This window comes from Staphylococcus argensis, from assembly GCF_002902305.1.
GTDB lineage: Bacteria > Bacillota > Bacilli > Staphylococcales > Staphylococcaceae > Staphylococcus > Staphylococcus argensis.
The window spans coordinates 874,087-897,808 of record NZ_PPPX01000001.1 but is presented as its reverse complement, the minus strand read 5'-3'; the positions used below and the strand labels follow the sequence as shown (position 1 = coordinate 897,808).

Sequence of the window (23,722 nt, the reverse complement as noted above, 5' to 3'; positions counted from 1 at the left end):
TGTATGCTCAGGAGAGCTTTTTTACATAGAAGAATAGCTATTATCGCATATTCAATCCAAGTTACATTTGATAATATAACTATACAAGAAGAGATAAAGGAGCGAAATCATGTACCAATTATTAGCAGTCTGTCCGATGGGTCTTGAAGCCATCGTCGCACGTGAAATTCAAGATTTAGGTTACGAGACGACAGTAGAGAATGGGCGTATATTCTTTGAAGGTGACGAAGAAGCCATCGCAAAGTGTAATTTATGGTTGCGTACTGCCGATCGTATCAAACTGGTAGTAGGACGCTTTAAGGCCACAACATTCGAAGATTTATTCGAATCCACTAAAGCCTTACCATGGGAAACGATTATTGAAGAAGGTGGCCAATTCCCAGTTCAAGGACGTAGTGTGAAATCAACATTGCATAGCGTTCCAGATTGTCAGGCAATTGTTAAGAAAGCCATCGTAGAACGTTTAAAGCAAGCTTTTAATATTAAAGGTTGGATCGATGAAACAGGTTCTAAATATCCCGTCGAAGTAGCTTTATTGAAAGATGAAGCGTTGCTCACGGTCGACACTTCTGGTTCAGGTTTGAATAAAAGAGGTTATCGCGTCGCTCAAGGTGAAGCACCACTGAAAGAAACCTTAGCAGCCAGTTTAGTGAAACTCGCTAACTGGACAGGTTCAACACCTCTCATCGATCCGTTCTGCGGTTCAGGAACCATAGCTATTGAAGCGTGCCTAATCGCTCAAAATATTGCACCCGGCTTCAATCGTGAGTTCGTCTCTGAGTCATGGGAATTCATGCCAAATGATATGTATGACAAACTCAGAGCAGAGGCAGATCAAGCTGCACACTATGATAGAGAAGTTGAGGTCTATGCTTACGATATTGACCCAGAGATGGTGGAGATTGCGAAAAGAAACGCCGAAGAAGTCGGGCTTTCTGAAATTATCCAATTCAAAGTGAAAGATGTTAACACACTTTCTATCAATCATGACGACCCTGTCGCTTTAATAGGGAACCCACCATACGGTGAACGTATCGGCGATCGCGAAGAAGTCGAAACGATGTATCGCTATATTGGAAAGTTAATGAAAGAGCATCCACATCTTTCAGCGTATATTTTAACGAGCAATAAAGAATTTGAACATCTAGTAAACCGTAAAGCTACGAAACGTCGTAAGCTCTTTAACGGTTATATTGAATGTACGTATTACCAATATTGGGGTGCTAAGAAGTAATCATCATTTAAAGGAGGGCCTATATGCACAATAACGAAATGAAAAAGGGAATATTCTTTGCACTATCTGCTTATATTTTATGGGGCATCTTGCCACTTTATTGGCATTTAATTCACGGTATAGGACCTTTCGAGATTCTCGCATTTCGTATCGTCCTATCTATGATATTCATGCTCATAGTTGCTATGGTTTCTAAGCAAACCCATTTCGGTTCGGATATCAACCAACTTTTCAAACATCCTATACAACTCATAGCGATTATCGTCGCAGGTTACGTGATAACGATTAACTGGGGGACATTTATTTGGGCCGTCAACAACGGTCACGTGCTTCAAACGAGTCTCGGGTACTATATCAATCCATTGGTAAGTATCTTGCTCGCGCTCATCTTCTTGAAAGAACGCTTTAACAAGTTTGAGTGGTTAGCCATTATACTCGCGTTGATCGGCGTTGTTTATATGACGATTCAAGTAGGCGAGTTCCCATTGATATCTTTATTACTCGCTTTTTCATTTGGCTTTTACGGCTTGATTAAAAAGGTCGTGCCGATGAACTCCATCAGTAGTATCACAATCGAATGCATCGTGACTGCTCCAGCAGGTCTCATTTATTTATGGGTGATTTGGCAACAAGGTCATATGTCATCAGGAATCAACATGCCGACATTCTGGTTATTATTCTCGGGTGCTATTACGGCAATTCCACTCATCTTATTCTCAGCAGGTGCACAACGCATTCCGTTGTCACTAACTGGATTTATTCAATATGTAGGTCCAACGTTAATCTTTATACTCGGTATCTTTGTCTTCAAAGAGCCTTTCGATATTCACCAGTTCATTACCTTTGTCTTTATCTGGGTTGGTATTATCGTGTACAGTATCTCCCAGTATATTAAAATGAAGAAAAGTAAAAATCCGTTAGTTAAATAATTTGAAAACCTTTACATTAATTATACATTTCAATTATGCGATAACTTCGGTAATTATAAGTATTTAATTAGTAATATTTATCAAAGTGTAGTAAGGTATATGGGAATAGAAACAGATTCAAACTTGAAATAATCATTAAATAAAGTCAATTACAACAGTAATGATCATAGCTTGAATAAAGGGCTAACTTAAACGAAAAGTTATCGATCTCAACTTCAAGCACAAATAGGAAAGAAGCATTGAATTTTTCTTTAATGATTAAGACGAAGTATATCAAATCTAAGAATAGGAGTGATTAATAGTGACACGACGTGTACTCATATTAGGGGCAAACGGTAAAGTTTCTAAAGCTGCTATCAATTCATTTCTAGAAAATACAACTTATACTTTAAGACTTTTCCTCAGAGATGCAAACAGATTGCCAGATTATGCATCTGACCGTATTCGTGTAAGAGAAGGCGATGCGACTGATTTCGAAGCTGTTAGCGCAGCTATGGCAGATGTAGACATCGTTATCGCAAGTCTTTCAGGAGACTTAGACCAAGAAGCTGAGACGATTGTTCAAGCGATGCAAGAGAACGAAGTGAAACGCCTGCTCTTCGTCACAGCTCTCGGCGTGAACAACGAAGTGCCACAACCATTCCAAGATTGGGTTGAAGAACACTTAGGTAACCGTTTAGAGATTTACCGTAAAGCTGCTCAAACGATTGAACAATCTGACCTCGATTACACATTGATCCGTCCTGCTTGGTTAACGAACTTAAACGAAGTTGATTATGAAATCACTAAGAAAGACGAAACGTTTAAAGGCACTGAGGTTTCTCGTAAAAGTATTGGTGCACTCATGGTGGAAATTGCAAAGCACCCTGAACTTTATTCATGTGAAGATATTGGCGTAAACAAGCCGAACACGGACGGCGATGCACCACGCGATTTATAATTTAAAAGTATTCCATTTTCAACTAGACATTACATCTTATACCACTGTATTAATGATAAAGAGACAATTTCTATGGATAGGCTATAGAAATTGTCTCTTTCTATATTCAATATTCTATCATCACTGAATTTAACACTTTAGACACATCGTTTTTTATTATACAATTAAACTAATCAACAATCGGTAATAAAGGGGATTACAAGCATGGCGAACACCGACCAATTAGACATACTTTATAAATTGAAGAAAGAAGTAGAGAAATCAAATAATTCTCGACTCGTACATATCATTAACCAAGTGATTAAGAAAGTTTATCTTGAACAATATACTGCGACATTTGTAGGGCATTTCTCAGCAGGTAAATCCACATTAATTAACTCTGTACTGGAGCAAAGCATCTTACCAAGCTCGCCGGTTCCTACAACGAGTAATACTGCTATCGTTTCCGTTTCTGATGAACCAGGTATTATCGCAAACTTGGATAAGCAGCGTTACACCATTCTAGATAACTATGATCAAGTGAAAGTGATGAATCGTGAGAACGTAGATGTTGAATCTGTTGAAATTAAATTTGAATCATCGAAATTCAACAAAGGATTCACACTCCAAGACACACCAGGGGTTGACTCCAATGTCGCTACTCACCAAACGAGTACGGAACAGTTCATGTATACGAGTAACATCATCTTCTACACGGTTGATTATAACCATGTACAATCTGCATTGAACTTTGAGTTCATGAAACAACTCAACAAGGCTGGGATTCCAGTCGTCTTCGTCATTAATCAAATCGATAAGCATAATGAAGAGGAAATTACGTTTGATACTTTCAAATCACGTGTAGAAAAATCCGTTCAAGATTGGGATCTCAATCTTGATAGAATCTTCTACGTTACGAAATTCGACCATCCGGAGAATCAAATGCAAGCACTCTCTGATTACATGGTTGAGAAGGATACACATCGCGAGAGTATTGAAGATTATGTAGAACGTATTGTTCAATTTATTACGGATGAACAGCTGTCATACATTCAAACTGAAATTCAACAAATACTCGATACTTTAGATATTCATGAAGAAGATTTTGATCAAGCTTATTTAAATTTCCAACAACATCAAGAGGTGAGTGAAGAGGCTCAGTTATTGAATAATCCTGATCAGCTTTACTACTTTTTAAAAGAAAAGCGTAAGGACATATTAGATAATGCCTATGTCATGACCCATGATACACGCGAAACGATTCGTCTTTACCTCGAAAGTAGAACGAAAGACTTTAAAGTTGGCGGTCTATTTAATAAGAAGAAAAAAACAGCTGAAGCGCAAGAGGAGCGTCTTAACAACGTTGTCGCGCAACTACAAGAGAAAGTCGATCAGCAGGTGAGACAGCCATTGCGTGAAGATATGTCTTTCCTCACTCGTTTCATCAACGATACTGAAGTGAATGAACGAATCTTAAACCAACATTATACGATTCAACCTGAGATTATTACGTCGCTCTATCAAGAACAAATTCACATCAGCAACCAATATGTTCTGACGTTCTCTGATGATTTAATGAAATCCATCAAGCAATATGTGAAGAAAGAATCAGAGCCATTATTTAAAGATGCGATTGAACATGCACATGCTGAAGATTTAGCTATGGATGACGAGCAAGATATGAATGACTACGAACATTTTATCCAGTTGCGTAACTTGAGAGAATCACTAACGACGCGCAACTATCAACACTATTACATTCATCTTCACGACTCACTCGACAAACTCATCGACCGTACGGAAATTCAATATAGTCCATCATCAACTACAGCAGACAACGGCACTGAGCAGGCGGACGATGCGGAAACAGGTCAAACATCCGGTCAAGATCAAAGTAGTGAGATTGTAGCTGGACTCAAAGCGATACATGATGTTCCACTCTTTGATCAAACGAAGAAAGATATCGAAGGCACGTTGGATCGTCTAGAGCACAAGATGATCAAGATTGGTGTCTTTGGTACGTTCAGTGCAGGTAAAAGTAGTCTGATTAACGCTTTACTCGGTGATAATTATTTAGTAAGTTCACCTAACCCGACTACGGCTGCGACAACAGAATTAACTTATGGTGAAGATAGTGCGATCACACTTAAATCTGATGAACAATTACTCGAAGAATTAAACGGCGTATTCGAAGTGCATGATGAGTCGTTTGATTCAGTTGAAGCCTTTTTACAATCTAATACAAAGAAACTGAAAGACAAACTTGAAAAGAACCAACTTGCCTTTATCAATGCGATTGAAAAGAACTATGGCGACTATCAAGAAATGTTGCAATCTGGCGAGAAACATACGATTGGGCAAGAAGAAATTCGTAAATGGAGTTCAGAGGACGAATATGCGACCTTCGTTAACACCGTGCATATTCAGCTTCCAATTGACTGGCTGAAAGATAAGATTATCGTAGACTCACTCGGTTTACATTCCAACAACCAGCGTCACACGAATGAAACTGAGAAGATCCTGACATCTTCAGACTTGATTCTCTATGTGAGCTACTTTAACCACTCATTTACAGATAACGATAAACGTTTCATTGAACATATGAAAGACATGAATCAGTTAAATGAGAACCAAGCATTCAAGATGATTATCAATGCAACTGATTTAGCTGAAAGTGACGAGGACCTCAATGCGGTTAAAGATTACGTTCGCGATGCGCTCGCTCAAGTGAACATGAAATCACAAATCTTCGGCGTTTCAAGTCGTGAAGCATTGCGCAGTGGAGATGAAGGCATCGACGCCTTACGTGAAAGTATTGATCATTTCGCATCCGTTGAATCTAAATTTATTCTTCAAGATCACATGATGCATCAGTTGAACCAAGTTTCAGTCGCATTTGATGAAATGATTAACGAGTTTGAAACGAATCAATCTCAAATTGAAGAACGTAAAAAGAAACTCAATCAACTTTCACAACAACGTGTGTTGAAACCAAACTTACTCAATACAGTGCAACAACGTAGTCAAAATGAAGTGGAAGATCAAATTTATCATCTTACGCAACGTTTAAATCTTCAATTATTAGATGAAGTGAAGGCGATTTATAACAGTCAAATGACGAAATTTGATGATTTTAATAAAGAGAAGAGACGTTCTACGAAACTGTATTTAGATCAAATCCATCAACGTTTATACTTGGAACAATCCTTGCTTGTGGAACGTACGAAGAAATATTATCTAGAACAACTTGAAGACGAATTTGCACCGCTTCAACGTTCACTCAATCAAGTGCATGTCTTTATCGACCCAGATTTCAATCTCGCTGAAAGTGACATTTCAGAACCATATATGCACATTGAACTCAATGAGATGTTCAATGCGCTACCGAAATCATTGACGAAGAAGAAGATTATTCAACCGAAAGTACAGCGTGATATCCAACAAACCATCACTGAGAATACGACAGAGTTGTTAAAACCACAAATCGGCAATCTAAGACAAGCACTATCAGAATACGTCGACCAAATGATTCAAACATCAGAAACTGATTTCGATCATCTTGAAACTGACATTCAATCACAAATTGAGTCACTGCTTGCATTTGATATCGATGCTTCTCTCATCAATCAAATCAGAGAAGCGAACAGAAATCTTAAATCTGCAATATCAATCGACGACTAGAAAGAGGCTCGTAGTTATGACACATAGAATATTACTCGTGGACGGAATGGCGTTACTCTTTCGCCATTTCTACGCCACAAGTTTGCACAAACAATTTATGAGAAACTCACAAGGTATACCTACAAATGGTATTCAAGGTTTCGTCCGTCATGTCTTCTCAGCAATCCATGATGTGCAACCTACGCATGTAGCTGTTTGTTGGGACATGGGGCAAGCAACATTTCGTAATGAAATGTTCGAAGGTTACAAACAACATCGACCCGCACCACCAGAGGAACTCATTCCACAATTTGATAAAGTCAAAGAAGTGTCCGAAGCTTTAGGCTTTGCAAATATCGGCATGAAGAATTATGAGGCTGATGATGTGATAGGGACTTTAGCGAGAAACTATTCAGATGCACATGAGGTCTTCGTAGTTACTGGAGATAAAGACATTCTGCAATGTTTAAACTCACATGTTGAAATTTGGCTCACGAAGAAAGGGTTTAACATATACAACAAATATGACTTACAGCGTTTTGAGGAAGAATACGGTATTACTCCTAACCAGTTAATTGATGTTAAAGCATTTATGGGCGATAGTTCAGATGGCTATCCAGGGGTCAAAGGTATCGGAGAGAAGACTGCATTAAAGTTGATTAAGCAGTACGGTTCTGTAGAACAAGTCATTGACTCGTTAGATCAACTAACGCCTGGTCAGAAGAAGAAGATTGAGCAAGATATGGCTGCGCTTAAGATGTCTAAGACTTTAGCGACCATACACACTGAAGTTCCTATCGATACGACACAACTGCTAGACCATTTAGTTTACAATAACGATATCTCTCATGCTTTAGATGTGTGTGAATATCATGAACTTAAAGTCTCAGGAAGTTATCTTGCGACACATTTCCTATAGTAACTTTTATGAAAAAAACGACATACTTGAAGAAAACGGCTCAATCGAGACTTTCGATTAGCCGTTTTTTGTATGATGACAATGCACGAAATTAGAATTATCGCTTTTGATTTTTCTTTAAATATTGGAATAAGCCTTGTTGCGCATAATGATTCGCTTCACGGTTAGACTTTCTCGGAATCCATTTTACAAACAGTAGGAGAAAGTGAGTTTCAAATTGTTGAATCTGTTCGAAATAGGCTCTGAAGAGGGGATTCTTTACACGCTCACTCTGCATACTATCTTCAATTAATTTAGAATCTGTATAGACGAGTGCATTGTCGACTTGGTGTTGAGATGCAAGTTCTAAAGCAAATTTGAATGCTGCCCATTCCGCCGTGTGATTATCAATCACTCCTAGATATGTCGTTTCAATAATTCGCTCATTCTCTGTGATAATTACTGCGGCACCGACACTTGGTCCTGGATTACCACTCGTTGCAGCATCGAAATAGATCTTTGCCATGGTTCACTTCCTTTACATCGGTATTACAATAGGGTTCGAAACCATCTTATCATATAATATTATGTATAAAGCACAAATTAAGTTAAACTTTATTTAAAGGAAGTTTGATTATTAAGGTACAAATAAGTATTATACTACTAAATTTAAATGAAAGATATGAGTGAGTATTAAACAAGCACTCAGTTTCAGACTCAATATTTTGAATAAAAGGTGAGAACAATGAACAAACAATTATTTATCGTCCATGGCTACCAAGCTACACCTAAAGATCATTGGTTCCAATGGTTAGCTAAAGAAATGCATAAAGAAGGTTATCAAACAACATCCATTCCGTTACCACATTCAGATCAACCGAACTACGAGGAGTGGCAAAACACATTACATCACTATTTAGATGGACATATTGACGACGACACGATTATCGTTGCACATAGTTTAGGCGTCATTTCCGTCTTAAGTTATTTAACTTCTTTACCATACCCTATACGGTTAAAGGGGCTCTTCCTTGTCGCTGGATTCAATGAACCACTACCACACATTCCACAGCTTGATACGTTTATTCATCGTTGTGATGTGCGCTACAATAAAGTTCAAGCACAGTATATGTATACGATCGCTGCTTCTGAAGATCCAGCGGTTCCTTTGGCTGCGACGAATAGAGTTTCACACGGTCTCAATATTTCAACGACCATCGTGCAGCACCAAGGTCACTTCCTGGCTCGTGAAGGCTTTACTTCATTCGAAGCTTTAAAGGGTCTTTTACTAAATATAGATCAGTAAAACATACTAAAAGAGTGAAACGTAAACATCGCTGCGATGAACGTTTCACTCTTTCGTCTTACCATTATTTAATTGATAACCATAACTTAATACTTATTTATCAAAGGCATCTATGTGATCAATTTTACCTTTACGGTACATCGACTTCGCTACATAACCGAAAGGCACGTTGAAAATCGTTGAAATCATTTTAAGTAGATAAGTTGTAATAAAGATTTCAAAAACGGCCATAGCCGGCATTGAACCTGCGAAAGCTATCAAGACAAACAACGCTGTATCAACGATATTACTCAACAGCGTACTCCCATATGCACGTACGATGAAAGTACGATCAGAACTAAAGACACGCTTAATCATACTGAATAAGAATACGTCGAGATGTTGACCGATAATATAAGCTATCACGGAACCGAGTGCAATACGGGGAACGACGTTAAAGATCGTTTCCAGAGCATGTTGCGTGTGATCAACCGGTGAAGGGATAAAAGTAAGCGACATCTGCATCACGATAATCATGACTAATGTCGAACTGAAACCGAGCCACACCGCACGCTTAGCTAAACGACGGCCATAAATATCATTGAGAATATCCGTAGCCAGATAGATAGAGGCGAACATCACATTTCCTAACGTTGCCGAGATAGAGAATAAGTCAATCGTCTTGATAACTTGAATATTAGCAATCACAGTTCCAATCGCAATCCATGCAATCAAACCATGTTTACCAAAGAGGCGATACATCAAGACAAGTAAGATAAATGTCACTAGAAAAGTGAGCACACCAAATAATTCATTAAACAATTCAATTCCTCCTAAATTTTGGTTGCGCGGGTGTTTAGAAACCGCGTTAAACTAACTTGCTCATTCTATACCTAAAATAGCGATAAATCAACAGCGTCAAAGATAAAATTAAAAGGAATTGAGATAACACTTGTATTCGTCAATGATGTATAACTGTTCGTTACCTAGGTTAAAATGGAACTTCTAAATATTCACATACTCCTATAGCTAAAATTAAGTGTGAGTATTTTTAATAACTGATGATACTTTCTAATAATTTAAAGATAAGAAGCAACGATGTGGTCTTATTATATATGTTGAAAATCTAAGTTTAATATCGATAAAATATTTTTCGATTGAGCCTGGGACATTGACAGAAAATAGTATTTGAGATAGATGAGAATCACGCTTAAAATGTATCTTTATTATATTTTCAATGACGACTCGAGACGCATGATGGAGCTAGACCACAACGAAAATCCATTCCTAGAGCTCTAAGAGCGAGAGGAATTAGTTGAGTGTGGTCCTACGCAGTTGCTGACTGAATTCGAGATGGCTATTGCTCTCTCGAACTCTACTCAGCATTACGGGGGAAGTACTACGAAATCATAGATTTCTGTACTTCTCCCATGCAAGCGAGAGTCATTACATTGAAAATTAAATAACTTTGATTTATGTCCCAGACTCATACTTTAGCAATACACTTGTTTTCTAAAGACAATTCGGTACTCTTGAGGGATTAAGGCTACAACGAAAATCCATTATTTGAACTTGGAAAGTGAGAAAAAATTAGTTGAATGCAGCCCCCTAAAAAAGGGAGAATTGTCAAAAAGAAAACAAAAGTTTGTTGAACTCCTAAATTAAAATGTCAAAGCTTTTACAATCAAACAACCCAAAAATTCATTTCAGATATTAAACAAGATAGGGCACTAATGATATAATAAGACATAATATCGCCTTCTTGTTCTTAGGCTGAATCCTTGTATTTCACACGCATTCAAGATATGATAATCCACGATTCGCAGGTAGGAGTGTGATACATTGCTTTCACCAACCGAACAACGAGCACTTAATGAAATTGATCAATTAATGAACGATTACTGCAAAGACTGCATTTTAAAAACACACTTAAGAAAGACCCAAGGCAAGAACCAAGCCCATTATTTCTGCATCAATGAATGCTCAATAGGCAAAGAGATTAAACAATTAGGCAATGAACTGCAATAGGGAGTGAGCGTTATGGAAATAGTACGAGTTGAACCGACACCAAGTCCGAATACGATGAAGATTGTTCTGAGTGAAAAACGCGAAGACAATAAATCAAATACGTACACACAAGTACAAGACGACCAGCCAACATATATCAATAATGTACTTGAACTTGAAGGTGTGAAGTCAATCTTTCACGTCATGGACTTTCTCGCTGTCGATAAAGAACCTAAATTTGATTGGGAAGAAGTCTTACCTCAAGTCACTGCTGCGATTAACGACGAAACAGCAGAAACTACAGAAGCTACGCCTGACGAACACTATGGCGAAGTAAAGGCAGAAGTCCTTATGTTTAAAGGTATCCCATATCAAATTAAACTCACGACACAAGATGACGAACAACGTAAACAATTACCTGAACGCTTCGTAGATAGTATGTTAAGCGCTCAAAAGGATAGCGACAACGTTGTCTTTTTAAGAAAATGGGAAGATTTCGGTATCCGCTACGGAGAACTGGACGACATTATGGAGGATATTTCTGAAGAGATTCAAGCACTTTATCCAGATGAGGAGTTACAACGCTTGGTCACTGAAGCGTTAAATACGGATGTCGTAATTCCTGAAAAACAATATCAACACGTAACGTTAGATGAGTATCGTCAAACAGACGACTGGAAAGCACGTTTAAGAATGTTGAAGAACTTTACGACACCAACGAAAGAGGACTTTGACTTACTTGGTTATGTCTTGGATGAAGAGACTAAAGTACCCTTACGACGTGAAGCAGTCGTGTTACTCGGTATGATTGAAGATGAAGAAGTGCTTCCATATATCTATAAAGGACTGCACGATAAAAGCCCAGCGGTCAGACGTACAGCAGGTGACTGCCTTAGTGATTTAGGCTTCAAAGATGCGCTTCCAGAAATGGAGAAAGCTTTAGATGATCCGCAAAAGATCGTGCGTTGGCGTGCAGCGATGTTCTTATTTGACGAAGGCGGCCATGATCAATTACCAGCACTTAAAGCGCACGAAGATGATTCAGCTTATGAAGTTAAACTTCAAATCGAGATGGCTATTTCCCGAATTGAAAGTGGCGACGAAGCACTCGGTTCCGTTTGGAAACAAATCGCTAATAGAGATAAATAATAGAGAGGAGATTCTATAATGAATGCTTATGAAGCTTACATGAGAGATTTAGCTAAACAAATGCGTGAAGAGCTCACTTCACACGATTTCACTAGTTTAGAATCTGCAGATGCAGTGAATGATTATATGCAATCAGTGAACGATGATGAAACTACATTTGTAGTTATCAACTCAACATGTGGTTGTGCAGCTGGACTTGCGCGACCTGCAGCTGTAACTGTTGCTGAACAGAACGATAAAAAACCCGATCACAAAGTGACTGTCTTTGCTGGTCAAGACAAAGAAGCAACACAAGCAATGCGTGAATACATTTATCAAGTGCCATCAAGTCCATCTTATGCGTTATTTAAAGGGCAAGAATTGAAGCACTTTATTCCACGTGAACATATTGAAGGTCGAGACATCCAAGATATCTGTATGGACATTAAAGATGCCTTTGATGAGCATTGCTAAATAAATAGCTATAGTATGGAGACAAAAACACGAGCACATCATAATAGGAGTAAGCTGTATCATAACAAACTTACTTTCCTGTTGTGTCAAGCGCACTGTTTTTGTCTTTTTTATTTAACTAATCGTTTATCTCTAGAAAAAGTTGACCCTAAGGTATATAAGATATTTCCATTTCAGAGCGATTTATTTTAGGATAATGTTAAAAGGATATTCGAAAGGAGTAGCCAACGATTGTTAAATTCATTTGATAAAGCTTATCATAGCTTATGCGAGGAAATCCTTGCATGTGGCAATAATAGAGACGATCGTACCAAGACAGGTACACGCTCTAAATTTGGCCATCAGCTGAGATTTGATCTCAGCAAAGGGTTCCCACTTCTCACTACTAAAAAAGTTTCCTTTAAACTTGTAGCAACTGAGCTACTCTGGTTTATAAAAGGAGATACAAACATACGCTATTTGTTGCAATACAATAACAATATATGGAACGAATGGGCCTTCGAGAATTACGTTCAATCGACTGATTATCATGGTCCAGATATGACGAACTTTGGGCATCGTGCGCAAGAAGATGCTGAATTCAAAGCAGAATATCAAAAACAAATGAAACTATTTAAAGAACGCATTCTAGAAGACGACGCATTTGCTGAACGTTACGGCAATTTGGGTAACGTTTATGGTAAACAATGGCGTGATTGGGTGGATCAACATGGTAATCATTATGACCAACTTAAACAAGTCATTGAACAAATTAAAGCTCACCCAGAATCACGTCGCCATATCGTTTCAGCATGGAATCCAGCTGAAATTGATACGATGGCTTTACCGCCATGTCATACGATGTTTCAATTCTATGTTCATGATGGTAAATTAAGCTGTCAACTTTACCAACGGAGTGCCGATGTTTTTCTCGGTGTCCCTTTTAACATCGCAAGTTACAGCTTATTAACGTATCTTATCGCGAAAGAATGTGGGTTAGAGGTGGGTGAATTTATCCATACCTTTGGTGATGCTCACATTTACAGTAATCACTTTGACGCCGTGAACACGCAACTTTCACGCGAAGGTTATGAGCCACCTCAACTTCGTATCAATTCAGATGCCTCTATCTTTGATATTGACTATGAAGATTTAGAAATCGTCGACTACCAATCTCATCCAGCTATTAAAGCACCGATTGCTGTTTAAGTTGTGAGGTTGATTACACTTTAAGGAGATGACTATTATGACATTATCTATTCTCGTTGCACACGACGAACAACGTGTCATTGGTGTAGACAATCAATTACCTTGGCATTTACCGAATGACTTGAAGCACGTGAAGAAGTTAAGTACTGGTAATACACTCGTAATGGGTCGTAAAACGTATGAATCGATCGGTAAACCACTACCAAATCGACGTAACGTGGTATTAACGAGTGATCATTCTTTCAATCCAGAAGGTGTCGATGTCATTCATTCTTTAGATGACATTAAAGAACTTCCAGGCCACGTCTTTATCTTCGGCGGTCAATCTCTCTTTGAAGCGATGATTGAAAAAGTCGATGACATGTATATCACCGTGGTTGAAGGTAAACATAAAGGGGATACATTCTTCCCACCTTATACTTTCGAAGATTGGGAAGTATTGTCTTCAGAAGAAGGCGAGCTTGATGAGAAGAATACGATTCCCCATACTTTTCTACACCTCAAGCGTAAGACAGAGAACTAGGAGGACTTCCTTTAATGACTAAATATAAGATCGTCACTGATTCCACGTCAGATTTACCCCAAACGTTTCTACAACAACATGACGTGCATGTGATTCCATTAAACATAACGATTGATCAAACATCATATACAGACCAGCTTGATATTACTTCAGATGCGTTTCTCAAGCATCTTGAAGCAGGCGCAGATACGAAGACAAGCCAGCCTGCCATCGGACAATTTATTGATACTTATAATGCACTAGGAGCTGATGGCTCAAAGATTATAAGTATCCATATGACGTCACATCTTAGTGGGACGTACCAAACGGCAGTACAGGCGAGTCATATGAGTGACAGTGACGTAACTGTTGTCGACTCTCAATCGATTTCGTTCGGTCTCGGTTATCAAATCAAACACTTAATAGAGTGGACGCGACAAGGATTAGCTTTAGATGAAATACTGACAAAGATTCGACATCTACAAGATAATACGAAACTCTTCGTCGTCATCGGTCAACTGAGTCAGCTCATTAAGGGTGGGCGCATTAGTAAGACCAAAGGGTTAATTGGTAACATGATTAAGATTAAACCGATTGGCACGTTAATCGATGGCCGATTAGAGATGATTCACAATTCACGAACGCAGAAATCAGTGATTCAGTTTCTTAAAAAGGAAGTACATCAATTCCTTGAAGGTCATCAGTTGAAATCCATTGGCATCGCACATGCTAATATTATTGAGTTTGTCGATAAGATTAAAGCGCAATTTAAGGAAGAATTCCAGTTTGATGATTTCGATATTAATACAACAACGCCAGTAATCTCTAATCACACTGGACAAGGCGCAATTGGCTTTGTCGTTGTTAGAGAATAGATCTGACAGCATATTAAAGGAGGTTAACTATGGCATATGCAACTTTAGCCGGTGGTTGTTTCTGGTGTCTCGTGAAGCCGTTCACTTCCTATCCTGGCATTGAAAGTGTCGTGTCAGGCTATAGTGGTGGCCACGTTGAGAACCCGACTTATGAAGAAGTTTGTTCTGACCAAACAGGTCACGTTGAAGCTGTGCAAATCATTTATGACCCAGAAATCACTGGATTTGACAATATATTAGATATTTATTTTAAAACATTTGATCCTACTGATAACGGTGGACAGTTCTTCGATCGTGGAGAGCACTATGCACCAGTCATCTTCTATCACGATGAAGAACAGAAGAAAGCAGCCGAAGCTAAGATTCAAGAGTTGAATGAAGCTGCAATTTTCAACAAACCTGTGATTACACCCATTCGTCCATATAAGAACTTCTATCCAGCTGAGTCGTATCATCAAGACTTTTATAAAAAGAATCCAATGCATTACGAACAGTATCAACGAGGTTCAGGCAGACAAGCATTTATTGAGAAGCACTGGGGGAAACAGAATGATTAAGAAGAATAAAGCAGATTTAAATGATATCGAGTATCTTGTAACTCAAGAAGATGGCACTGAACCGCCATTCCAGAACGAATATTGGAATCACTTTGAGAAAGGCATCTATGTAGATAAGATTTCTGGTAAACCATTGTTTACATCTGAGGATAAATTTGAATCCAGTTGTGGCTGGCCAAGTTTCTCAAAAGCACTCGATGATGATGAAATTATTGAGTTAGCAGATAAATCTCATGGTATGCTTCGAACTGAAGTGCGTTCTGAAGATGCCAACAGCCATCTGGGTCATGTCTTCAACGACGGCCCTCAAGATCGAGGCGGTTTGAGATACTGTATCAATTCAGCAGCGATTCAGTTTATTCCATATGATAAACTTGAAGAGCTCGGCTATGGCGATTTAGTATCTCATTTTAAAAAGTAAGGAGTATAGGAACATGTTTAAGAAATTATTTGGTAAAGATAAAGAAGTAAGTAAAGATATTGAAGTTTATGCACCGATGACAGGTGAATATGTGAAGATTGAAGATATTCCTGATCCTGTCTTCGCTCAAAAAATGATGGGAGAAGGCTTTGGCATCGAACCAACTGAAGGCCATGTCGTTTCACCTATCAATGGTAAAGTAGACAACGTCTTCCCAACGAAACACGCTATCGGTTTGAAAGCAGACAATGGACTTGAATTGCTGGTTCACGTTGGTTTAGACACAGTTCAACTTGACGGCGAAGGTTTCGAAGTCGAAGTCGCAAGTGGAGATACAGTATCTGTTGGAGATCCGTTACTCACATTTGACCTTGAACACATCAAATCCAATGCGAAATCCATCGTTTCACCAGTGATTATTACTAACTCAGACCAAGCCGCTTCAGTCCATATTGAAGATGCACAAGCTTTAGTTAAAGGTGAAACGAAACTTGCTGATGTGACTATGAGCTAATGAAAGATCATTCATTCTATCATTATGCGATGACAGTTCGAGGTCAGAAAGATGATAAAGGTGTGCTCGCTGAAGAAATCTTTGATGATTTGGCTTTTCCCAAACAAGAATCAGACTTTAACGCGCTAAGCGATTATATTGAAACGGAAGGTGGTTACTCAGTATCTATGTCCGTCTTTGATGACATGTACGAGGACTACCAAGAGTGGCTGAAATTCTAGCTCACTCAAATCTTGCAATTGTCATTACTCAGATTACGGCTATCGTAATTGTCGTATCTTAACACGATCAATTACTTGCCAGATCAATCAGCAAATGAATACGCAATTTCATACTCTAAGCTAAGGTTATGACAGTCATCCTCACCGTAGTAGTTCTGTGATCCAATCGAGCATGTTGCTGGTCCACATAGTGGTAACGCGAGTCAGCAATATTGCTTCACAGTTAGTCACTTTCTATTACAGGCCATGTTCTAGCCTTAGCTTACTTTATTGTGAACTAAATATAAATTTCTTATTGATTCATTTTTATACTAAAAGAAAGGAGTGAATGCGATGGCAAATTCTGAAGAACATGACAAAGAGAACAAACAAACTAAGCAGCATCAGCGCTCAGCTCAACCTTTACATATAAGAAAGAGCAGATTGGTACTACTCTTACTCATCACTGTCATTCTCACTGCTTTGATTGCTGTAGCAGCGACGCTAGGCTTTCAGCATTGGCAAAGTGGTTTAGATAAGGATCAACGGAAGTCATTTTCAAAAATAGAAAATGTGTACCAAACTTTAACCAATGATTACTATAAGAAGAAAGACCCAGATAAACTGTCGAAAGCCGCTATCGATGGCATGGTGAAAGAACTCGACGATCCTTATTCAGAATATATGACGAAAGACCAAACGAAGTCATTCAATGAGGACGTGTCAGGAGATTTCGTCGGAATTGGTGCGGAGATGCAGAAGAAAGATCAGCACATTCAAATCACGAGTCCAATGAAAGGTTCACCCGCTGAAAAAGCAGGATTAAAACCTAAAGATATCGTGAAGAAAGTCGATGGCAAATCTGTTAAAGGGCAACCGTTAGAAGCAATTGTGAAAAAGGTGAGAGGTAAAAAAGGTAGCACTGTGACGCTAACCATCCAACGTGGCACACACGAACAAGACTTCAAGATTAAACGCGATAAGATTCATGTAAAGAGTGTCGATTATTCTAAACATGGTAATGTCGCTGTGCTTAAAATTAATAAATTCCAAAGCAGCACGTCAGGTGAATTAAAGTCAGCATTGCTTAAAGCACATAAAGCAGGTATTAATAAAGTCGTGCTTGATTTACGAAACAATCCAGGTGGACTCTTAGATGAAGCCGTGAAGATGATTAACGTCTTCGTAGATAAAAATAACACTGCTGTTGAACTTCAAAAGGGCGACCACACTGAGAAGATTAAGACGTCTAATCACGCCCTCAAAGAAGCCAAAGACATGAAAGTATCGATCCTTATCAATGAAGGTTCAGCCAGTGCTTCTGAGGTCTTTACCGGTGCAATGAAAGATTATGATAAGGCAACCGTTTATGGTTCTAAGTCATTCGGTAAGGGTATCGTACAAACAACACATGAATTTAAAGATGGCTCTCTCTTGAAATTTACTAATATGAAGTGGTTAACGCCAAAGGGTCATTATATTCATGGGAAAGGTATTAAGCCTGATCACACAATCAAACCACCTAAATATCAACAACTTAGTGTGATTCCTACAGATAAAACGCTAAAAGTCGGTGACGATAATAAACACGTCTCAACTATTAAAATTGGCTTGGACGCATTAGGTTATCGTACAGATGACGAAGGTACTTCATTCGATTCCAATTTGGAAAATCAAGTGAAAGCCTTCCAAAAAGACAACCATCTAGATGAAACAGGTAAGTTTGATCAATCAACGAATGAGAAATTTACTCAAGCATTAGTCGAGAAATCAAATCAACACGATACCGTGTTAGATGACTTATTACACAAACTACAATAATAAAGAGGTGTTGCCCTTATGATAAGATTAGCGACGACAGAAGATCTTCCTACAATCCTTGAACTTGTTGAAGAAGCGAAAGCATTGATGAAACAGGACAATAATCACCAATGGGATGATGCTTATCCTGTAGAAGAACACTTTGAAGAAGATATCGAGAAAGAAACGCTGTACGCATTAGATATTGACCAGCGTATTTATGGCTTTATCGTTATCGACCAAGTTCAATCAGACTGGTATGATAAGATTGATTGGCCTGTCGAGCGTGACGGTGCGTACGTGATTCATCGATTAGCAGGTTCTCAAGATTATAAAGGTGCAGCGACAGCACTCTTTGACTTTGCGGTGAACCTTGCGCTCGATCACGATATTCACGTGCTCTTAACTGATACTTTCGCTTTAAATAAGCCGGCTCAAGGTTTGTTTGAAAAGTTCGGTTTCTCTAAAGCTGGGGAAGCCGAAATTGATTATCATCCATTCAATAAGGGCGAGCCCTTTTACGCATATTATAAAAAACTAGAAGAATAGAGGTTGAATTATGGCAAAAATAGCATTTACAGGTGGAGGAACAGTTGGACACGTTTCAGTCAATCTCAGTCTTATTCCCACTGCTATCGAACAAGGCCATCAAGCATTCTACATCGGATCAAAGCAAGGAATAGAGAGAGAAATGATTGAGTCTCAACTTCCTGAGATTACGTACCATACGATATCAAGTGGTAAACTACGACGTTACCTTTCTTTCGAAAATATTAAAGATGTCTTTAAAGTTCTAAAAGGGATTCTTGATGCGCGCAAAGTACTGAAGAAAGAACGTCCTGATGCATTATTCTCAAAAGGAGGATTCGTTTCAGTACCCGTCGTTATTGCAGCGAAATCATTAAAGATACCTACGATCATCCACGAATCTGATTTAACACCGGGATTAGCTAATAAGATTGCACTCAAATTCGCGAAAAAAATCTATACGACGTTCGAAGACACAGTGAAATACTTACCGAAAGACAAGGCAGACTTTGTCGGAGCAACGGTACGTCAAGATTTATTACATGGCGATAAAGGTCGTGGCTATCAACTCACTGAGTTCACCGACCAGAAACCCGTCTTACTCGTGATGGGTGGTAGCTTAGGTAGTAAGAAGTTAAATGAAATCATACGTCAGAATCTTGATTTATTACTCGAAAAATACCAAGTCATTCATTTAACAGGTAAAGGATTGCTCGATACGTCGCTCAATAACGTGAAGGGCTATAAGCAATTTGAATTCGTGAAAGACGATTTAACGGATTTGCTTGCTATAACACATACAGTGATCAGCCGTGCAGGTTCTAATGCCATATATGAGTTTTTAACATTAAATATTCCAATGTTACTCATACCACTTGGTTTAGACCAATCACGTGGCGATCAAATTGATAATGCGAAGAACTTTGAATCTAAAGGTTACGGACGTATGATAGCTGAAGATCAACTCACTGAGCATCGTTTGATTGATGAGTTGAAAGATATTGAAGCACATCGTTCAACAATTATTGAAGCGATGCACGGATACAAGGAAAGTTACACTAAAGAAGATTTATTCAACAAATTTATTACAGACGCTTTAGATTAAACGGAAGAGGTTATATGCTATGACAAGATGGAAACGTATACTCATACTGATCATTTGTATCTTACTCTTTAGTTTAATCGCCTTGTATCACGGCGCTCAAATCGGTCGAGAAGTAGATAATGGGGTCTATCATTTCATCTTCTCATCTGAAAGCTTTCCTACGACTACATTCTTTATAGGCATTACAAAGATAGGGGAAGTCTACACGATGGCCGTATTATCACTGATCTTGGTCATCTATCTTGCACTTAAACGTTATTACGTAGAGATGCTATTCTTCGTGTTGACGATGGGTCTTTCCACGATTCTGAATCCACTGTTAAAGAACATCTTTGACCGAGAAAGACCGACCGTATTACGACTCGTTGAAGCATCAGGTTATAGCTTTCCGAGTGGACATGCTATGGGCTCGATTGCGTTCTTCGGTAGCTTGATTTACTTAGCACATCGCTTAATCAAGTCGAAAGCAAGATTTGTGGTCTATATCATTTGTACCTTGTTCATCCTCGGTATTTGTTCATCACGTATTTACTTAGGTGTACATTATCCGACTGATATTATGGCAGGTCTATTAGGTGGCGGCTCATCCTTGATTCTCTCGACACTCATTTTGCGTCACAAATTGCAGATCTAATTGGATAAAAGTTGTAGTGCGCAGTAGTTTGCTAGTTCGTTAAAGCGAATGAGGTGACTACTGCGTTTTGCTTAAATAAGTGAATCGTCACAAGAACAGAAGGCGATTTGTATCTCAGTGATACTGATCAACGCGCTCTCAATGATTCAAATTACGCTACAGAACACAGAAAAGCGACACAATTTCCGTTCACTGGAAACTTTGTGTCGCTTTCATGTGTCTTTAAGTCTTTGTAATACGTATGATAAAAACCGGTTTATGTATGGCAAACCGGTTTTTATTAATAACACGTTGTCTCGCAACGTTAGTCTTTTACGGGCATATAAAAGGGGGATATTGTGAAAATGATCAATCCAATTAGAACGAAATATGTGTGGGGGGAATAGTTCATTTGGTATTGATAATCATTTTCAACTACAATTATACATGACTGAGAATGGTTGTCAATTAGAAATGACAACTTTTTTTAAGAAAATTTTCAACTCATTACTGAAAGGCGCTATTAAAGCAATCTCACGCTCAATTTTTTCTAAAGATTGTCAGAAAAAAGACGTTTACCTTTTAACAGAGTTGCGATATGATGTTGTTTACAAACAATTACGTAATCATATGAATTAAACTCTGAGGTGTAAAATATGACGAGAATACTCATTGTTGAAGATGAACAGAACTTAGCACGTTTTATCGAACTCGAACTCAAACATGAGAATTATCTAGTAGATATTGAGAATGATGGTAGAAGTGGACTCGATCGTGCGCTGCAACACAATTATGACTTAATATTATTAGATTTAATGTTGCCACACGTGAATGGACTAGAAATCTGCCGTCAAATTCGCCAAAAGCAACAAACACCCATCATCATTATTACTGCGAAAAGTGATACATATGACAAGGTAACTGGGCTTGATTACGGCGCAGACGATTATATCGTGAAACCTTTCGAGATAGAGGAACTGTTGGCGCGTATCCGTGCAACGATGCGTAGACAGCCACAGAAGAATATCATTAACATTAATGGTCTCGTCATCGATATCGACGCCTTTAAAGTTACTGTAGATGATGACACGTTAGAACTGACTAAGACTGAATATGACCTGCTCTTCTTGCTCGCGACGAATCGCAACCATGTCATGCATCGTGAACAAATCATTGAGAACGTGTGGGGATTTAATACTGAAGTAGAAACGAACGTAGTTGATGTCTACATCCGCTATCTCCGGAATAAATTGAAACCTTATCATATGGATAAATACATTGAAACCGTCCGCGGTGTAGGATACGTGATACGTCAATGAAACAACGTCGATTACGTACTAAATGGATGGTCATCACGACAACTATTACATTTACGACCATCCTAATCTTTAGTATTATCATTATCTTCTATTTGAGTAATGCTTTACGCAACAATGAGTTAGAAGAAGCGCAACGTAGTTCTAACGATATTGGTTCACTATTCGAAGAAACACCTTATAAAAATATTTCGACCGTCGATTTAAACGCGTCTCTAGGTAACTTTCAGAAAGTCATCGTGTTTAACGACAAAGGCAAGGAAGTCATTGATGCTTCCAACGACAACTCGATTACCTATCATCCTCGTTTGCACACACATCATCTCAACAAGGTGAAAGTGGTAAAGAATCATCACACTGCTTATTTCGTACTCACTCAGCGCATTGATTCTTCGAAGTTCCACGGCTATAGTGTGGTCATTCACTCACTCGAGAACTATAACACGCTCGTTAATTCGTTATACTTCTTTGCGATTACGTTCGGCATCTTAGCTACCGTCATCACAGCATTGATTAGCTATTTCTTCTCATCTCAGATAGCGAAGCCTTTAGTCACTTTGTCAGATAAAATGCAACTCATTCGACGCAACGGCTTCCAAGAAAAGATACAGTTGCCGACCAATTATGTCGAAACTGATAATCTAATCGAAACCTTTAACGCGATGATGACACGCTTAGAAGATTCTTTTAACCAACAACGTCAATTCGTTGAAGATGCATCACACGAACTTAGAACACCACTGCAAATCATTCAAGGGCATCTTAATTTAATTAAACGTTGGGGGAAAGAGAGTCCCGAAGTACTTGAAGAATCACTCAATATTTCGCTTGAAGAGATGACGCGTATCACTAAACTCGTGGAGGAATTGCTCTTATTAACGAAAGATGATGTTACACAACACGCATCTGAAGTTGAATGTGTAGATATTAATAAAGAAATCAAGCAACGTATTAAATCACTGGCGCGGTTACATGAAGATTACACCTTTGAATTTGAACCATATCCTAAGCCGTTACTGAAAGAGATTAATCGTTATCAACTTGAACAAATTCTCATCATCTTTATTGATAACGCAATTAAATATGACCAAAACAATAAATATATTAAGATTGAAACACAATTACGTAATAAACAAATTTCTATCAGTATCACTGACCATGGAGTGGGTATTCCGCAAGAAGATCTTGAATTTATCTTCGACCGCTTCTATCGTGTAGATAAATCACGTTCACGTAAACTCGGTGGCAATGGTCTTGGTTTATCTATAGCGAAGAAACTCATCGAACACAATGGAGGATCAATAGTAGTGGAAAGTGTAGTCGGCGAATATACGACATTCCATATTCGTTTTTAATCGTTAGGACACGGGTTGATGTTTGAATTGTAAATAATTGTGAATAAAGTAAGTAACAGTACTTAGCAGAACTCTAAGTTTAAATTAAATCTAGGTCATCGTACCTTGATTAAAAAATTTATAATTCGGAGTTCTGCTTTTTTATATAAGGTGTGATAAGTACTTTAATTTGAACACTTTTAATGCTATTATTGTGTTGTAAGCGTTTCAACTA

Annotated in this window: 24 protein-coding genes; 22 read left to right on the top strand and 2 right to left on the bottom strand. The window is 38.4% G+C overall.

The genetic code is table 11. The features are described 5' to 3' along the window. Positions 1 to 109 precede the first annotated feature (109 nt). The 5 genes from CD039_RS04335 to CD039_RS04315 all read left to right on the top strand — a co-directional run bounded on the left by CD039_RS04335 (position 110) and on the right by CD039_RS04315 (position 7,661). Positions 110 to 1,234: a THUMP domain-containing class I SAM-dependent RNA methyltransferase gene (locus CD039_RS04335; protein WP_103371278.1), complete on the top strand. Its 1,125-nt coding sequence runs from the start codon at positions 110 to 112 to the stop codon at positions 1,232 to 1,234. Between the two features lie 23 nt (positions 1,235 to 1,257). Continuing rightward, positions 1,258 to 2,163, top strand: coding sequence for an EamA family transporter RarD (rarD, locus tag CD039_RS04330; protein ID WP_103371277.1), 906 nt, complete (start codon positions 1,258 to 1,260; stop codon positions 2,161 to 2,163). Positions 2,164 to 2,464: 301 nt separating this feature from the next. Continuing rightward, on the top strand, positions 2,465 to 3,103 hold the full coding sequence (locus tag CD039_RS04325) for an SDR family oxidoreductase (RefSeq protein ID WP_103371276.1): 639 nt from the start codon (positions 2,465 to 2,467) through the stop codon (positions 3,101 to 3,103). A gap of 204 nt (positions 3,104 to 3,307) precedes the next feature. Continuing rightward, a complete protein-coding gene (locus CD039_RS04320; RefSeq protein WP_103371275.1) occupies positions 3,308 to 6,763 on the top strand; it encodes a dynamin family protein in 3,456 nt (1,151 codons plus the stop codon). Positions 6,764 to 6,779: 16 nt separating this feature from the next. Then, complete coding sequence (locus tag CD039_RS04315) at positions 6,780 to 7,661, top strand: 5'-3' exonuclease (RefSeq protein WP_103371274.1); 882 nt, start codon at positions 6,780 to 6,782, stop codon at positions 7,659 to 7,661. A 97-nt stretch (positions 7,662 to 7,758) separates the two neighbouring features. Here CD039_RS04315 and CD039_RS04310 read toward each other — a convergent pair whose 3' ends face one another. Further along, a complete protein-coding gene (locus tag CD039_RS04310; protein ID WP_103371273.1) occupies positions 7,759 to 8,166 on the bottom strand; it encodes a ribonuclease HI family protein in 408 nt (135 codons plus the stop codon). 219 nt (positions 8,167 to 8,385) lie between these two features. Here CD039_RS04310 and CD039_RS04305 point away from each other — a divergent pair, with 219 nt between their 5' ends. Next, the gene (locus CD039_RS04305; protein WP_103371272.1) at positions 8,386 to 8,946 is read left to right on the top strand and encodes an RBBP9/YdeN family alpha/beta hydrolase; all 561 of its coding nucleotides are present in this window, start codon (positions 8,386 to 8,388) and stop codon (positions 8,944 to 8,946) included. Positions 8,947 to 9,039: 93 nt separating this feature from the next. Here CD039_RS04305 and CD039_RS04300 read toward each other — a convergent pair whose 3' ends face one another. Then, on the bottom strand, positions 9,040 to 9,747 hold the full coding sequence (locus CD039_RS04300) for a queuosine precursor transporter (RefSeq protein ID WP_049406066.1): 708 nt from the start codon (positions 9,745 to 9,747) through the stop codon (positions 9,040 to 9,042). Between the two features lie 1,020 nt (positions 9,748 to 10,767). Between CD039_RS04300 and CD039_RS04295 the strand changes: the two genes are divergently transcribed. The 16 genes from CD039_RS04295 (at position 10,768) to CD039_RS04215 (ending at position 23,508) form a co-directional block, all read left to right on the top strand. Beyond that, positions 10,768 to 10,953, top strand: a complete 186-nt coding sequence (locus CD039_RS04295; RefSeq protein ID WP_103371271.1) for a zinc-finger domain-containing protein — start codon at positions 10,768 to 10,770, stop codon at positions 10,951 to 10,953. 12 nt (positions 10,954 to 10,965) lie between these two features. After that, entirely contained in the window at positions 10,966 to 12,081 is a 1,116-nt protein-coding gene (locus tag CD039_RS04290; RefSeq protein WP_103371270.1) for a conserved virulence factor C family protein, read from the top strand. Positions 12,082 to 12,099: 18 nt separating this feature from the next. Beyond that, positions 12,100 to 12,534, top strand: a complete 435-nt coding sequence (gene brxA, locus CD039_RS04285) for a bacilliredoxin BrxA (protein ID WP_103371269.1) — start codon at positions 12,100 to 12,102, stop codon at positions 12,532 to 12,534. Positions 12,535 to 12,765: 231 nt separating this feature from the next. After that, entirely contained in the window at positions 12,766 to 13,722 is a 957-nt protein-coding gene (locus CD039_RS04280; protein ID WP_103371268.1) for a thymidylate synthase, read from the top strand. Between the two features lie 37 nt (positions 13,723 to 13,759). After that, complete coding sequence (locus CD039_RS04275; RefSeq protein ID WP_103371267.1) at positions 13,760 to 14,245, top strand: dihydrofolate reductase; 486 nt, start codon at positions 13,760 to 13,762, stop codon at positions 14,243 to 14,245. 14 nt (positions 14,246 to 14,259) lie between these two features. Beyond that, entirely contained in the window at positions 14,260 to 15,099 is an 840-nt protein-coding gene (locus CD039_RS04270) for a DegV family protein (protein WP_103371266.1), read from the top strand. A gap of 29 nt (positions 15,100 to 15,128) precedes the next feature. Further along, entirely contained in the window at positions 15,129 to 15,656 is a 528-nt protein-coding gene (gene msrA / locus CD039_RS04265; protein WP_103371265.1) for a peptide-methionine (S)-S-oxide reductase MsrA, read from the top strand. Further along, positions 15,649 to 16,077, top strand: a complete 429-nt coding sequence (msrB, locus tag CD039_RS04260; protein WP_103371264.1) for a peptide-methionine (R)-S-oxide reductase MsrB — start codon at positions 15,649 to 15,651, stop codon at positions 16,075 to 16,077. The genes msrA and msrB overlap by 8 nt, the downstream gene beginning before the upstream one ends. Before the next feature lie 13 nt (positions 16,078 to 16,090). Further along, positions 16,091 to 16,591, top strand: a complete 501-nt coding sequence (locus CD039_RS04255) for a PTS sugar transporter subunit IIA (protein ID WP_103371263.1) — start codon at positions 16,091 to 16,093, stop codon at positions 16,589 to 16,591. Next, entirely contained in the window at positions 16,591 to 16,812 is a 222-nt protein-coding gene (locus CD039_RS04250) for a YozE family protein (protein ID WP_049406082.1), read from the top strand. The genes CD039_RS04255 and CD039_RS04250 overlap by 1 nt, the downstream gene beginning before the upstream one ends. A 333-nt stretch (positions 16,813 to 17,145) precedes the next feature. Then, the gene (locus tag CD039_RS04245) at positions 17,146 to 18,612 is read left to right on the top strand and encodes a S41 family peptidase (protein WP_103371262.1); all 1,467 of its coding nucleotides are present in this window, start codon (positions 17,146 to 17,148) and stop codon (positions 18,610 to 18,612) included. Positions 18,613 to 18,630: 18 nt separating this feature from the next. Continuing rightward, positions 18,631 to 19,140 (top strand): GNAT family N-acetyltransferase, encoded by a 510-nt coding sequence (locus tag CD039_RS04240; protein WP_103371261.1) that lies wholly within the window; start codon positions 18,631 to 18,633, stop codon positions 19,138 to 19,140. Between the two features lie 10 nt (positions 19,141 to 19,150). Continuing rightward, entirely contained in the window at positions 19,151 to 20,224 is a 1,074-nt protein-coding gene (locus CD039_RS04235) for an undecaprenyldiphospho-muramoylpentapeptide beta-N-acetylglucosaminyltransferase (protein ID WP_103371260.1), read from the top strand. Positions 20,225 to 20,243: 19 nt separating this feature from the next. Continuing rightward, positions 20,244 to 20,858, top strand: coding sequence for a phosphatase PAP2 family protein (locus CD039_RS04230; RefSeq protein WP_103371259.1), 615 nt, complete (start codon positions 20,244 to 20,246; stop codon positions 20,856 to 20,858). 635 nt (positions 20,859 to 21,493) lie between these two features. Continuing rightward, a complete protein-coding gene (locus tag CD039_RS04220) occupies positions 21,494 to 22,156 on the top strand; it encodes a response regulator transcription factor (RefSeq protein ID WP_002470995.1) in 663 nt (220 codons plus the stop codon). After that, positions 22,153 to 23,508, top strand: a complete 1,356-nt coding sequence (locus tag CD039_RS04215; protein WP_103371257.1) for a HAMP domain-containing sensor histidine kinase — start codon at positions 22,153 to 22,155, stop codon at positions 23,506 to 23,508. Before CD039_RS04220 ends, CD039_RS04215 begins: the two co-directional genes overlap by 4 nt. Positions 23,509 to 23,722 lie beyond the last annotated feature (214 nt).